The 16,619-nt window shown below is 42.8% G+C and carries 6 protein-coding genes; all 6 read left to right on the forward strand.

Annotated elements, in window-relative coordinates; genetic code table 11:
- The first annotated feature begins 31 nt into the window (after nt 1-31).
- The gene (locus HMPREF1535_RS13380) at nt 32-3,049 is read left to right on the forward strand and encodes a SusC/RagA family TonB-linked outer membrane protein (RefSeq protein WP_046146567.1); all 3,018 of its coding nucleotides are present in this window, start codon (nt 32-34) and stop codon (nt 3,047-3,049) included.
- Nucleotides 3,050-3,061: 12 nt separating this feature from the next.
- Nucleotides 3,062-4,693 carry a RagB/SusD family nutrient uptake outer membrane protein gene (locus tag HMPREF1535_RS13385; RefSeq protein WP_046146568.1) on the forward strand — a complete coding sequence of 544 codons (1,632 nt, stop codon included), beginning with the start codon at nt 3,062-3,064 and terminating at the stop codon, nt 4,691-4,693.
- Between the two features lie 22 nt (nt 4,694-4,715).
- Nucleotides 4,716-5,882 (forward strand): SusF/SusE family carbohydrate-binding protein, encoded by a 1,167-nt coding sequence (locus HMPREF1535_RS13390; RefSeq protein WP_046146569.1) that lies wholly within the window; start codon nt 4,716-4,718, stop codon nt 5,880-5,882.
- A 598-nt stretch (nt 5,883-6,480) separates the two neighbouring features.
- Nucleotides 6,481-8,160, forward strand: a complete 1,680-nt coding sequence (locus tag HMPREF1535_RS13395; protein ID WP_046146570.1) for an Mfa1 family fimbria major subunit — start codon at nt 6,481-6,483, stop codon at nt 8,158-8,160.
- Between the two features lie 95 nt (nt 8,161-8,255).
- Nucleotides 8,256-10,193, forward strand: a complete 1,938-nt coding sequence (locus tag HMPREF1535_RS13400; protein WP_046146571.1) for a fimbria major subunit — start codon at nt 8,256-8,258, stop codon at nt 10,191-10,193.
- A 15-nt stretch (nt 10,194-10,208) separates the two neighbouring features.
- Nucleotides 10,209-16,619 (forward strand): hypothetical protein, encoded by a 6,411-nt coding sequence (locus HMPREF1535_RS13405; protein ID WP_046146572.1) that lies wholly within the window; start codon nt 10,209-10,211, stop codon nt 16,617-16,619.

The following is a 16,619-nucleotide window of genomic DNA, read 5'->3' on the forward strand; positions in this document are numbered from 1 at the left end:
GTAAACTTGTAAAGAACTTAAATTTAAGCACATGAAACGTTTAAGGTTTAAAGCACTGTTGATGCTGATCGCAGGCTTGTGTATGTCCGTTTCTGTTTTTGCCCAGCAAATGACAGTGACCGGAGTTGTGAAAGATCCTACAGGAGAACCGGTTATCGGGGCGAATGTTATTATAAAGGGAACGACGAACGGGACCGTTACCGATATAGACGGTAAGTTTCTGTTGTCTGCCTCTAAAGGCGATATTATCTCTGTTTCATTTATCGGATATAAGATGCAGGAATTGCCTGTTGCTTCTGATATGAATATTATTCTGGCAGAAGATTCCCAGATGTTGGAGAATGTTGTCGTGATCGGATATGGTACGGTTAAGAAGAATGATGCTACCGGTTCCGTTATTGCCATTAAACCGGATGAAAAGAACCGTGGCTTGCAGGTCAGTCCCCAGGATATGTTGATGGGTAAGGTGGCCGGTGTATCCGTTGCCTCTTCTACCGGACAACCGGGTTCCTCTTCTTCGATCCGTATCCGTGGCGGTTCTTCCCTGTCTGCTAAAAACGATCCGTTGGTGGTTATCGACGGTGTGATTATGGGTAACAGTGCCCCGGACGGGTTGAGCAATCCGCTGAGTACGATAAACCCATCTGATATCGAGTCTTTTACAGTCCTGAAAGATGCATCGGCCACTGCAATCTACGGTTCCCGTGCCTCGAATGGTGTTATCATCATTACAACGAAAAAAGGAAAGAGCGGTAGTGTCAAGATCAATTACAGCGGTAATGTGTCTGTCAGCACGAAACGTAATAAAGTGGATGTAATGAACGGGGATGAATACCGGGATTATATCACAAATGCTCCGAACACGACGGAGGGTATGTTGAATGCGTTGAATCTCTTCCCGAATGTCAGCACAGACTGGCAGGATGAAGTGTTGCGTACGGCAATTTCGACCGACCATAATATCAGTGCCTACGGTTCCGTCAAAGAATTTATGCCTTACCGTGTCTCTTTCGGTTATACTGATCAGAATGGTATTCTGAAAACATCTAATTTCCAGCGATATACCGGAAGTGTTTCATTGACTCCTTCTTTCTTTCAGGATCACCTGAATGTAAACCTGAATGGTAAAGGCGTTTATATCAAAAACCGTTTTGCCGATACGGGTGCTTTGGGAAGCGCAGTTAGCTTCGACCCGACCAAGCCGGTAACAAACGGCAGTAAATACGGAGGTTATTTTACCTGGACCGGCGATTACACACCGGACGGCACCAGAGCGACCTCGGCCGGAGTCAACCCTGTTTCTATGCTGGAAATGGTCGATGACCGTTCGACAGCCAAGTCGTTTATCGGAAATGCGCAGTTCGATTACAAACTGCACTTCTTGCCGGATTTACGCTTTAATATGAATATGGGTATCGATTATACATCTGTGGAAGGAAAGAAATATATAGACCCGAATGCTCCCGGTTCTTATCAGCCGGACGATGACGCCACCGGAAGTAACCGTATCTATAATAGTACACATAAAAACAAACTGTTTGATTTCTATGCACAGTATTCCAAAGAACTGCCGTCGGTAGCCAGCCGCTTCGACGTCATGGCAGGTTATTCTTATCAGAGTTACCAGACGCAGACGGATAATGTGACTTATTATTTGTCGCGTAAGCCGGAAACGTTCGGACAGAATACGACTGTAAGCAACGAATATAAGGAAACAGATACCAAATATGTACTGGCCTCTTTCTACGGACGTATGAATTACTCGTTGATGGATAAATATCTGTTGACTTTCACCTTGCGTGATGATGCCTCTTCCCGTTTTGCCAAAGATAAACGCTGGGGACTCTTTCCTTCGCTGGCTTTGGGATGGAAGATGAATGAAGAAGGTTTTATGAAAGATTTCAGTAGCCTGGATGAATTGAAGTTGCGTTTAGGCTGGGGTGTTACCGGGCAGCAGGATATTAACCAGGGCGATTATCCGTATCTTTCATTTTACCGGGAAGGAAAAGGGGGAGCCATGTATCCTGTTTATGATGCTGCCGGAAATGTGACCTGGATAAATGTATTGGCACTGACTGCCGCCAACCCGAATCTGAAATGGGAGACAACGACGACCTATAATGTCGGTATCGATTACGGATTCCTGAACGGCCGTATTACCGGTTCTTTGGATGGTTATATCCGTAAGACAAAAGACCTTATCAATGCGGAAGTGAATGTGCCGGCCGGAACTGACTTTGCCGAATATGTTGTTTCGAATATCGGTTCGCTCGAAAACAAAGGGGTTGAATTTTCTATCAATACCCGTCCGATAGTAAGTCGTGACTTTAGTTGGGACCTGGGATTCAATATCGCTTACAACAAGACAAAAATTACGGAACTGACTTATAACGATAATTCCGACTCACCGGGTAAACGCTTTGAATCGACTGGTGGTGACGGTGGTTTGCGTCTGAAGATCCATAGCGTTGGTTATGCTCCGGGTACATTCTATGTTTTCCAGCAAGTGTATGATGCCGACGGAAACCCGATCGAAGGTGAGTATGTGGATCGTAACGGCGACGGTGTAATTACCGATAACGACCTCTATCGTTATAAGAAACCGACCGCAGACGTGTTGATGGGCTTCAACTCCAAATTCACGTATAAGCAGTGGGATTTAGGCTTCAACGGACGTGTCAGCCTGGGCAATTACAATTTCAACTCGACGGCCGCCAATGCAGCATTGGGCGTCAACGAATTGTTTGGGAACAATGCGTTGAGCAATAAACCTATATCAGCTTTGAAAACCGGATTCCAGTCACGCCAGCGTTTGTCGGATTACTATATCCAGAATGCTTCGTTCCTGAAGATCGACAATATTACATTGGGATATAATGTCGACAAGTTTATCAAAAGTAGCTGGAATGCCCGCTTTTATGCAACCGTGCAGAACCCGATCATCATAACCAAGTATGACGGTCTCGATCCTGAAGTGAACGACGGTATGGATAACAACGTATATCCGCGTCCGATAACAGTATTATTCGGAGTTAACATCAATTTCTAAAATGCATCTATCATGAAACTGAAAAAATATATATCATTGGGCCTTGCCTCTTTATGTTGTGTATGGGCTACTTCCTGTCTGGGCGACCTCGATCAGGAGCCGATACTGGATAAATCCAGCAGTTCTATCCATAATGAAGCCGACTGCCAGTCCTTTCTGGCTAAAATCTATTCCGGTTTCGGCTTGTCGGGAAACTCTTCCGATACGAATGTCGAACCGGACTTGCAGGGGGGCGACCAGGGTTCGCTGGTTTTTCTCCGCGGATTGCTCTCCTTGCAATTGTTCCCTTCCGATGAAGCGATCTGGAACTGGGCAGACGAAGGTATTGTGGAGTTATGTCAGCTGAATTGGGATTATACATTGCCTTATGCTTATTCATTCTACCAGCGTGCCATGCTGAATGTTCGTTACTGCAAGGAATTCCTGGACGTTTATGCGGCAGATAGCGACATTCCGGATATTCAGAAATATCGTGACCAGGTGCGCGGACTCCGGGCAATGAATTATTATTACCTGATCGACCTTTATCGCAATCCGGGTGTTGTCTGGGATGACAGCCCGACAGACGATAAGTCGTGGAAACCGTCACAGATAGGGGCGGAGGCATTGTTTGACAAGATCGTAGCCGAATTGATCGATCTTTCCGAAAATGGTAATCTGGACGAAACGCCTTCTATGGCAACGTACGGTCGTGTAACCAGACCGGTTATTAACACGCTTCTTGCCAAAATGTATCTGAATGCAGAAGTTTATACCGGCAAACCGATGTATGACAAGGCTGCTGTATATGCCCAGAAAGTAATTGACGCCGGGTTCGGTCTGGAAGATAATTATGCCAACCTTTTCTGTGGTGAAAACCATCTGACGGGTATGCATAAGAATGAAATCATCTACGCGATTCCTTTCGATAATGTCAATGCAAAAAGCTATGGTAGTACAATTATGCTGACAGCCGCTGCCTATGGCGGCGATATGGACCAGACCTGGTTCGGAATGTCTTCTTCGTGGACTTGCCTGAAGCCGACACAACAGATGATCGGATTCTTCAACGAAAGTCCGGACGCGGGAACCGACAGCCACGGCAGCCTGGTGAAGAAAGATAAACGTTATGCTTTCTATGATGGTGCCGGAACGCGTACTCCTGAATCGAAAATGCAGGACTGGAACACCGGCTACCTGTGCCATAAATTTACGAACCTGGGCTGGGACGGCGCAGCAGTAACTCCGACACCTGATCCGAACACCGACTTTCCGTTGTTCCGTCTGGCAGACATCTACTTGATTTATGCGGAATGTGCCGTACGCAATGCTGCCGGAACCAATAAGGAACAGGCCGTTGAGTATGTAAACCAACTGCGTGAACGTGCTAACGGTGATAAGAGTGCCAATATTACAGCCTCTGACCTGTCTCTTGATTTTATTCTCGATGAACGTGCCCGCGAATTATATTGGGAAGGACAGCGTCGTTCCGACCTCGTACGTTTCGGAAAATTCACTAAGGATTATGCCTGGGCATATAAAGGGGGTACACTGGAAGGCGTTGCAAATATCGACAGTCGCTTCAATATCTATCCGATCAGCGACCGCGACCTGACAGCCAATCCGAACCTGGTGCAAAACCCGGGATATGAATCATTAAAATAATAACTTCCAAATCTGTAAACAAATGAAGAAACTGAATATATATGTGCTCCTTTTAGCCGGTTCATTATGCTGGACCGGTTGCGGAGAAGACAGAGACGATAATCCGGTTTTTCAGGAACCAACTGAGTTCAACCTGAATACACCGGCACAGGCAAATGAAGTATATGATCTGAAGAATCTTTCTTCCATTGAACTGACCTGTACGCAACCTAATTACGGATACGTGGCTTCTACCACCTATAAAGTACAGCTCTCTCTGGAAGAAACTTTTAAGGAGGCCGATGAGGCAGCCGGTACAAAAGCAAATTATGCCACCTTATCCCCGGCTTACCCACTGCCAGAGTTGAATATAGACGCCGTTGACTTTGCCATGGCTTTGTTGGATTTGTGGAAGGCTTCGAACGATAATACCGAATTGCCGGAGACACCCATGCCGGTTTATATTCGTTTGAACGCTTCCCTTACGAATAATGGAGCGGGACAAATCACGTCCAATGTCATCGAACTACCGAAAGTGTTGGGTTATAATGTGGAACCTCCTGTCACTTTGCCGGAACAGATGTATCTGGTCGGCGATTTTGCCTCCGGAAGCAGTTGGGGTAAATGGGTTGAAATGATCCCGGTAACGGATACTCCGGGTAAATTCTGGTCCATGCAGTATTTTGGTGGTAATAACGTAATGAAGTTCAATGCGCAACCTTTGTGGGACGGCAATCAGGTCGCTTATTCCGAAGGTCTTGTTCCGGCTGCATCGGCCTCTTTAGCCGGAGTGTCCGGTGTAGATGACGGCAGTGGCGGACAGAATATCGGTGTTAAAAATGCCGGCTGGTATATTTTGGTAGTGACAACTGTTGTAGATGGAAAGAATCTGGTTTATACGCTTGAATTCCTTACTCCCGATGTTTATGTGACCGGTGATCCATCCGGCGGTTGGGATACGTTTGATGAAGCCCGTAAATTTACAGTACCTTCCGGGGAAGGTGAATTTGTTTCACCTGCTTTTGTTGCCGGTGGCACATTACGTATGTGTGTTAAGTTGCCGTCTACGGACTGGTGGCGCAGTGAGTTTATTGTCCTGAACAATAAAATAGAATACCGGAAGAACGGAGGTGATCCTGAAGCCATAAGCGTATCGGCAGGCCAGAAGGCTTACCTGAACTTTCTGGATGGCACGGGACGTATTAAATAAAAAACTTAATAGAACCTGATGTAATTTGTTTAGCATAGATACTAGACAAAATTATATTCCCAATAAATCGATTGTCGATAGTTTTCAGTCATGATACTGATAACTGTCGACAATTTTGTTTATAATTAACAAAAGCAAATAGATATTAAATTGCTGAATTTCTACCTTTTTTAAGTTCAATACATCTTTATAAAGACATCTATATATTATCTTTGTCTACATTAAGACAGTAGTCTTAAATTATTATAGCAAACAAGGATAAATAAAAAACTTTTTTATAAGGTACGTTTTAATCTGTCTTTTTATCTAAGTTTGTCTGATACTCAACAAAGCAAAGTAAGGAATTGTTATTTGATTGAGAGTAAAAAATGAGTGTTTAATGGATGCGACATGGAGTGGAGACCACATTAATGAATATTGTTTTTAATCCACTAATAGAAATTTAGAAAAGTCGAAAAAGTATCGAGGTGCTTTAGTAGAGGCATAAATGCCTGATTTTAGTTTTATAACTATCAGTACGAACACCAGGAGAAATCCTCCCATGTCTGCAAGAAATGATTATTTATAACCTGGAACGGTTAGATAGAGTAAAAACTATATGATAGCTTGCGTAATTAAGAGGATTCTTATAAAAATTAGATATATCAAAAAAATAGTTTTGACTATTTTGATGGCTGGAGCAATCTTTACTTCCTGCTCTAATGAAATAAACGATCAGGGTAAAACAGACGATAATGACGGCCCGGTTGGTTATATCTCCCTTGTACTGAGCAATAGCAGTGTTCGCGGTACGGAGACAAAAACTCTGGACTCTCTGCATTATGGAACTGCGGATGAGAATAAAGTGAAGTCAATCCTGATTGTCATGTATAATGGTGATGATCCGGTTACTAGTGAGGTGAAGTATCAGTTTGTGCTGACTGATATAGGTACTCCGACTTCGCCGGGTAATGACATCCACAGTATATTACAGGGGACGAATACTACTACATACAGAATAAAAGCGAAGGAAGTTATAAAAGATAATTATAAACTTGCGGTATTTATTAATCCTCCTGCCATACTGAAGGGCTTAACGGGCAAAGGTGAAAAATTAGGTATTATGACTGCTGCGGCTGAAGTCACTGTTGACCAGCTTACTATGGGAGAACAGATAAGGGACAACTTTTTGATGAGCAACTTTGCTGGCTTAGTTGAGGTGGATAAGAGTGATATTTATGATACCGATGCCAAGGCTGAAGCTGCACCTGTAAAATTAGACGTTGAACGTGCGGTGGCTAAAGTGACTTTGAGCGTAGCTGATAATCTTAATGCCGCTTCGGCGACACTGGGTGCGAATATCGGTGAGATTAAATGGGATGTCGATGTTATTAACAGGAAAACATTCTGGATGAGAAATGCGGCTCCTATGCTTGACAAAAACTCTATTTCATCCGGTGTTGTTACACAAACAATTCCTGAAGTCGCTATTGCGACGAATCGAATATATATGTATGCCACAGATCCTAACTGGAATGGATTCAGCCATAGTCGTAATCCAAATCTTATAGCTTCGCTTACAAATGAATTTATTTATAAATCCGGAACTATAGCTCTTCCCTTTAAACCTTCAACATCTGATGAACCTACTGAAGTATATGTCACAGAAAACACAATGGTCGCATCGGAGCAATGGGAGGATGTAACTACCTGTGTTCTGATATCTGCGGTTATAACTCCTAAAACAACGTATTTTGGCACATCCTTACTACCGGGTGCTCCATATTTCTTATTTCGTAATATGGCTTTCACTTTTACGGATATACAGCAGATTCATGCTGCTTATAGTAATCCGGAGACAATTATTACCTGTGTTGGTAAAACATGGAAGATACTTACTGAGGAGGCTACAAATGCCAGTATTATTGTTTTACCCGCTATTTTGGATAGTATGAAAGGTTCTGAGGACTTTAATGGATATACAGACGTTCCCGATACGTCGAAAGATGTTGTTAAATCGAATGGAACAGTAAGTTTTTTTGCGGCAGGTGCACCTAATTATTACTATGTGCCTATCCGTCATTTCAGAGACGAACTTCAAAGTGAGTCTATGGCATATGGTCGCTATGGAGTTGTCCGCAATAGTTGGTATAATCTGTTACTGACCAGTATAAAGAATTATGGTACGGGTGAAATACCGAAAGACAGACCCGAACCGGATGACAAAGATAAATCTTGGTTATCTGTTGAATTTACTATTCTTCCTTGGGTGGAAAGGGGGCAGGGAATAGAACTTTGACAGCATATAGATAAAGTTTGAAGTTGTGAGTGCGGAAACCTGGTTTACTTAAATTCTACCGGGCGTGTTAAGCGATTAATTTTAGTGAAAGAAGAATGAAGCAGTATGTATATCGTATTTTTTTGATGTTGGGATTAGCCTTATGGCTTGTCTCTTGTACGGGCACAGAAACCCCTATCGATGATCTTGGAAATATCCCAGAAGAAAGTATTCCCAGCGGTACAGGGAATATGTTTTCGCTGGCAATGAGAATACCTTTGCCAAATGATTATATGGGTACGAAAACCTATGAAGGAGTAGACAGGGGGAGTATTTCAGAAATACTGATAGATGGAGTAAGAATGGTTCTCTATGAAGGTGGTGTTGTTAAATATTGTCTGGATCTGGATATACAGGTGCAGCCCGATAACAATGATTTTAAAGTTACTGGAAGTGATCTCTATAATTGGACCACTGATGGGAACAGAATCTTCATTCAGACAATAGCACGCACATTTGAACGGAGCAATTATGATATGCTAATCGTGATCAATCCCAATGATTCGATTAAGGCAAAAACGGAAAAAGGAGAACATGTCACCGCATTGGATGTTGCATTCAATACTACTATCGGTATGTTCCGTTCCCGTACCGTGATCGGAGAAGAGGGAACATACGAAGAACCGGCTTATTTCCTGATGATGAATTCCCAAAAACTTGTCGAACTAATACCCGGAAACTTCTATGCTACTAAAGAAAAAGCAGAGAACAATCCGGCTTTCATCAATCTGGAACGTGTGGCAGCAAAAGTCACTTGTGATTATGCTGGTACCGCAAATACCAAATCTACTGCAGTAGCTCCCTACGGACGATTTGTTATGTTGCTGGATTATAATAACCAATCAGAAGCTCCCTGGGGTGATGAAGGATACGATATACCGGAAGATTGTATTAAATGTCCGGTGCAAGGTTGTACCGGTACATTTAACCGGAAAACGAAACAGTGTAGTGCCAAACCTTATCTTCATACATATGATGGCCTGGGACTTGTTTCCGATCGGGTGCGTTATATGGTTGCAACTGACCTTACCTGGGAAATCGATGTAGTCAATAAAAAAAGCTATTGGCTCAGACATCTTACATATAAAGCCGGAGGAACCGTAATCGAAGAACAGGGAGATATCGACCGGGAATATTTTTACGCTGAAGACCCTAACTTCTCTGGCTTTTCAGGAACAGATGCGAAAAAACAAAATTTCAGCTATGTATTGGATGGCACAGAATTAAATCCGGGTACCAATAGTACGGCTAAAAAGCTGTATCCTCAACTCTCCGATTATAAATATTATAATTACTGGTCATGGAAAAAGGGAGACACTCAACCGGTGTACATACCCGAAAATACCATGGTTCAAAATGAACAAAAGAAAGATGTCGTGACTAGGGTTATCTTTAAAGCGGTTCTTAAAAGAGAGCAGTTTGGTGAGAAGAGTACAGAGGTGAATCCGGAGCTTCCGTTAAAACCGATCGAGGGGTTCTTTGTATTTAAAGGAGGAAATACGGATATCGAAAATTATAAATACAATAATTATAATAAAGACAATACCACTTTTTTTATTCTCCGTCCGGAGGATGTGGAGATCTACGCCTCGGCCTCTACAACAGAACATATTCATATATATCTTCGGAAGGGTATTCTCGAAGCGATCAGACAATTTAAAGAGGACCATCCTGATTTTAACTTTTCTAATTGGAGAAACGAAAAACCGGCAGAATCTGCCAATCTTTCATTTTATAAAAACGGTGAAATGTATTATGAGGTACCAATAGAACATTTTTCCGTTGCAGAGGCACAAGGTATCGGAAAATACGGACGTTTCGGTGTGGTACGGAATAACTGGTACAAACTGAATATAGAAAAAATGATCTCTATCGGATCGCCTGTTCTGCCGGAGTCCAAACCAGAGTTTATAGAGACTGTTACCCGGTCTGCTGTACCGGAGGTAAAAAGTAACTCGAATATTCTGATCAGAAATCAGTCAATCATATTCTAAATAAGCATAAGGGTTATGACAAATATTTCAAAAAAGACAATCTGTATTAAGCAGATGCAACTCATCGTATTTCTGGGACTATTATTGGTCGGTGGACAGGTGAAAGCACAACAGGCAACAAAAGTAAACGTTATCAATGAAGATTTTGAGAGACCCGAATTTAGCGGTAACTACATAGATCCTAATCCGGGAATATGGAGTTACTATGATTTCACGTATGCTGCCACTGTACCTATGGCCGATGATGCCGGAAAATGTATCATTACTAAAAATTCAAACCTTGTTGGTCACGGTGAACCTCCACAATGGCCACATCCCGATCATACCACAGGAACCGGATATTATCTTTTTGCCGTGAAGGAAGCAGGTACCGATCCTAAAAAAATCTATGCTGCTACAATCTCTTATGTAAAGAAAGGAGAGATTGTTAAGTTTGGCGTTTATTATGACGATGTGGATGGCGGATATAATTTTGAAATACAAGCTACGGGAACCGGACTTGGCGGTCAGACTAAAACTTCGGCCAACTATGCAAATTCGAATGGCGGATGGATTTATTGGTCTCATTCTGTTACAGCTACCCAGGATGGAGCGATAACTTTCAGTCTTGTTGATAAATATGGATATGAAAATAAGAAGCACAAATTTGGGGTGGATGATATAACGGTGAACATGAAGGCGATACAGATGGCATCTCCTGCTTCTTTATACACCTATACGAAAGTCAACACACAGGTTGCTGCTCCTTTTCTGGCAAAATATAACAATCCTTTAGGAAGTGAAGCTTATTCCTATGTATGGCAGAAATATGACGGTAGTTCTTGGGTTCAGGCCACTGGTACGGGAGCGACAGGAGGAGCTAATGGAACATCTTTTACAACAGAATTCACTCCTGCGGCGGAAAGTATGGAAGGTCTTGTCTATTACCGGCTTGTAGTCACGGCAGGTAGTAAAACTTTGTATTCGGATATAGTTACTGTAGAGTACACAGCGGTCGAATATCTGTTGAAGGAGGACTTTGGTGGAAACTGGCCCTCTACCGATTCGACAAACCAGGCAGGAGCTTCGGGCGACTGGTGGCTTGCTGCTGGTCCGCATCCAACAATAACAACGGATTTTACTTACGGACTCCCCGATGACAGAGCCTACAACAGGGACAAAGCCGAACAAGCTTACGGGGAAAGACCGATTAAACTGGATCAGGGAGGCGCTGCCACTTATGCAATCACAAAACTGGCCGGATGGAAGTTGTCTATCCCCGGTTTTCCGGGTGTAGAGTGGAATTGGGGAGACGGAGACGGTGGCGGTAAAGGTGGCTTTGAGGATCACAGTATCCCTGGAGACAATTCAAAAGGTTATTTTATGTACGCTGTGAACCGTACAAATACAGAGAAGACTGTTTATGAAGCCAGTATTCCGGTAACAACGGACATGTTGGGACAAACCTTTTCTCTCAGTACATGGCAGGTTGCCTTGTGGGGGAGGGTCGATACTCTTCCCTATCAGTTTAAGTTGGAAGTTGAAGATGCTGGAGGTATTGTGATGGACTCTGCAAAGTTTAAGGTAAGCGACGAATGGGAAGAAAGAAAATTATTGTTTTACATTCCTCTTAGTTATAAGGACGATGAGATTAAAATACGTATATCATCTGTAGGTGATAATTTGTGGCTTGGATTAGATGATATCTCCCTTACCGGATATGAATCATTTATAACTATCAAATCTCCAGTATCGGGAAGTACTGTCGGTTTCAATGTGGATTTTATGGTGGATTATAAATATATCAGTCCTTCTATTAATTACAGGTGGCAAAGAAGTGCTGATGGTAATGGATGGACAGATATTGCTGGATCGGACGGTACGGCGACAGGTAACAGCGGAACTTTTACCGGGACTATACCAGCGGTGGTAGACGGTTACTATTATAGAGTTTTGGTAATCAAGGGGAATGGTGGTGATACGGATTTTACGGAAGCTCTGGTCTCAGAACCTGTGCGACTGTTTCGGGATGGCAATTACCTGATCAGAGAAGACTTTGGAGGGTGTGGTTCTACACAGGATTTTATTTATAAAGCCGACAATCAATATGTTATTCCCGGATATGAATATACCCAGGTGTCGGAGGGAATCGTAAGACCCAACCCCGGGAGCGGTAACTATATAATAACGAATCAAGTATACCTGAATTACTGGACAAATGAGGATAATTCTGAAAGTACGACAAACTGGAATACGGATGTAACAGATCATTCCAGTTGTAAAGACGGTTACTTTCTGCTGGTTCACGCCAGGGGTACGTCGGATGGTGAAAGTATGCCATTTTATAAAACGACGCTTTCCAATCTTTGTGGTGGTTCGAAACTATCGTTTAAAGCCTGGATTGCCAATCTGGAGAAAAACACCAATACCAAGCAGAATTTCAAATTTCTTGTCGGTTTCGATAACGGAGATACCCAAGAATATACGACAGGAGATATTCGCGGAGGAAGTAATAGTCTCTGGAAACAATATGGATTTGACTTTTTTGTACCGCAAGGTGCTACTATCGCTACACTTTCCCTATTTACGGAAGGAGCCTGGGACTGGGGTAAGGGGGTTGCATTGGATGATATTGAAATAAAATTATTGAGCCCGGCACAGATATTTACACCAACAAAGACGGAGATGATTGTGTTATCCGGTAAGAAAGAAACCCTGACAGGGGGGTATGCCTGCGGCAGTTTGACAGGCTTGCTCACCTATCAATGGCAGCAACGTCTTGAGACCGGAGGGTGGATCAATAGTAGTGGAACGGGAGCTACCGGTACTGTCGGAAATGGAAATTTTGCGACCGATTATACAACAAATGCCATTCATGAGACTATTTATTATCGTTTTGTGGTAACAGGAGATAATGTATCTGTCTATTCTGATTCGGTTAAATTTATACCGGAAGATGCATCTAAATCGAAAACCTATTTCGTATGTCCGGATAACATGACGAAAGAGCAAGCTACAGTTTATAGGGGAAGTGGTGAATATCTTCCAGGAATGGTGAGTTTGGGTGAACCAGGTTATTTGCCTTCGCTTATTCATATGGAGGCCCCAGAAATAACTGGAGTTACGTATAAATGGTACACTAGTAAAGACGGAGGTACGGAAGATCTACTGCCTGATCAGGATGAGTATGATTATGATCAGAAATATTCTTCTACGCAAGCCATAGAGGATCCTGTAATACTGTCTGACGGAAAGACACATACCCTGTCTGTCCAGAACGAAAGAAATACAGACGGACAGTTTAAAGCAAGAACTTATTGGGTAGAGATATGTGATATGAACGGAGTTCCCCTTTTGGATGAGAGAGCCGCATATTATTTACTGCCTGGTTATTTGTGTGGTAGCGTAGATGCTGCTATTTCTCCGGCAAATGCCCGTCGTATACACAGGGAGAACTTTGGGGGAACAGTTCCCGGAGATCTGAATATAAAACAAGAGCCAATCGATTATATTACGATTGATTACGAACAGTATAAATCCGGTGATGGCAATTTGCCGGAAGGCGGTTATATGATTACGAAGAAAAGTCCCGCAGGGAGTTCTAATGGCTGGATGGCTATGACAGACCATATTTATGAAGACCAGCCTAATGAAACTCATGGTTATTTGGTCGCTGTAAACGCTACAGAGACTCCCGGACGTTTCTATACTCATCAATTAACGAACCTGGGCGCATGCCGTAATATCGAATTAGTTATTACAGGATGGTTTACCAGCTTTGTAAAATGGAACGGACTGGAGAAAGTGAATCTTAAATTTATATTGACAAACACAGAAACAGGAGATATATTAGCAGAATATCTTTCCGGAAATATGCTTGATGGGGAAGGTAATAATTGGAGACAATTCGGATTCAGGTTCCTTGTTCCGGAGAATGTAACCAGTATAACTCTGGAAGTTGTCAATAACAACTTTGGTACCGGAGGGGGAAATGATGTGTTGATGGATGATATTGAAATTTATCTGGTTATCCCTCCCGTGACCCTCGTGCCATCTGTAAACGGTTATGTTTGTGCAGAAGATGAGGGAGTGCTTATCCTGAAAGGAACTTATACGGATGACGGTACCTTAGGAAACTATTTGGACTATCGATGGGAGTTTAGTCCTACCGGAAAAGATGGTCCGTGGCAACCACTTGCCAGTGTTATCGGAGAGGTGACTTCAGGAGTGATCACGACTGATAAATCAAAATTCGAAATCTACCCTTTTACAGCAGCCAACAATGGATATTATCGTTTAGTAGTAGCTCAGTCGGGAGGTTTTGCCGGTATTCCGAATTATGCCTGTATGGCTGTGTCAGAGCCTCGTGAATTACTTTTTGCAGCCTCTATAGATAAGATTCCTACACCTTCGCTGGCCGGTAACCGAACAGCTTTCTGCTATTCCGATGTAGATAGAGACGGGTATATCACTATAACCAACCAGGATACGCAAGTGAGTGATAATAATCCTTATGCAAGTTATACCTGGATGGTCGGTGGGACGGTCGTTTCCGATACTACAGCAAGAGCTTTGAAAATAAAGTTGGACGATTATGCTCCGGGATTTTATACGGTTTCGTTGACTGCCAATAATTCCGTGGGATGTACTGAGGCTTCTATGCATGAGTTTGTACTATTCCCCAAAGTAACCACCTGGACCGGTAATGGTGAAGCAAACAACTGGAATGATTTCAGAAACTGGGACAACGGTGTACCCGGATACTGTACTAATGTGATCATCCCCAATGAATCAATCAAAGTGGATCAAACCAATCTGTTAGGTCATTATCCTCTGTTGATAAAGCCGACAGTAGACTCGTTGAATGTGGTAAATGATTATACCAATAGTCAGTTATATCTGAATCAACAGAAAGAAAAGCAGAATGACGGATTCTTTTCTCTCCGCCCAGCTTGCGATACGATAACCTTCAAGATGGGGGGCGGAGTGGCTCGTACGAATTATTTGAACTACAGATTTGCAGAAGTGGATCTTGATGTGAAACCAGGTCGTTGGTATACTGTCTCGGCTCCTTTACGTGCAATGTATTCCGGTGATTATTTTGTCGAAGGAAATATAAAGCGTCAGAATCCAACAGTTTATATGATGAAATATAATACCACCAATCCACAGACACAAGATACACCGGCAAAGGTGACAGGCGACTTCTCGAATCCTTTCAATACGCTGACCGAAGATTTGTCTCCGGGGCTCGGATACGCTATCGGAGTCTATGATGGAGAAGACATCGAAGCAGAACTGCAGTCTTTCCGTTTCCCCAAAGATAGCGTTACCTATTCAATGTGGAATTATCATGGTGTTTATCTGGGCGAAACAAAGACAATGGATCGTACCGGTATAGGGCGGTTTACTTATGAGCAGTGTATAGAAGAGATGGAAGGTAACCGACCATTAGATAATGAAAATAAGAACTTTAATGTGACTGTGAAAAACGATCAAACAGGCTATACGACAGCTTTGTTAGGCAATCCTTTTATGTCACATCTGAATTTCAATCAATTTAAAGCAGCCAATCAGGCTATAACTGGCGGTTATTATATATGGACGGATAATGAAACGTTTGAAGCTTATAACCCAGGGGTTTTTTCAAATGATCCGTATCTTATTGCACCTATGCAATCCTTTATTGTAGAAAAGACAGGACAGATATCTGAGCTTCAATTCAATTTCACGATGTCGACAACAACGTCTGACATCACCCTGCGTTCCTCCCGCAGAATGGAAGAGGCAACGCTGAAGATGGACGTGTTGAGGAATCAGGTAGCCCAGAGTCATATTCGTCTGAAATATGTTCCGCTTGAAGAAAACCGGTATAATGCACGCAAAGATATGTGGACTCTCTTTTCGGAAGAGAATACAGAACCGGCTGTTTTATATACGTTACTGGATGGAAAGGCGGCTTCTATCCGTACATTGGGCGATTTATCGAAACCCATTGAACTGGGTATCCGTACCGATGTCAAAGGTGAGTTGACCCTTCGCTTATCCGGAATGGAAACTTTTGATACGGCTCAGAATATTTATCTGCAGGATACTTTTACGGGAACATTGCAGAATATGAGGGAGAATCCTGAATATACATTTGATAATCAGACAGGTTTTGTAGAAGGACGGTTGTTCCTGCGGATAGGTGAAATAGAGGAGAATGACATTCCGGATTCGGATATACGTATTGCTGTCAGCAACGGCCGGGTCGTAGTAAGCAGTTCTGTTGATGATCCGATTGAATCTGTAAAAATACATGCTTTAAACGGTAGACTGATATATAATAAGCAAGCTATTCGTCAAAGTACTGTTTCTCTCGATGTGTTTATTCCTGAACAAGTTACTCTGGTTACTGTAACCACCCGCAACCGGCAAAAAACCGAAAAGGTGATTATACGTTAA

The organism is Parabacteroides goldsteinii DSM 19448 = WAL 12034, assembly GCF_000969835.1.
GTDB lineage: Bacteria > Bacteroidota > Bacteroidia > Bacteroidales > Tannerellaceae > Parabacteroides > Parabacteroides goldsteinii.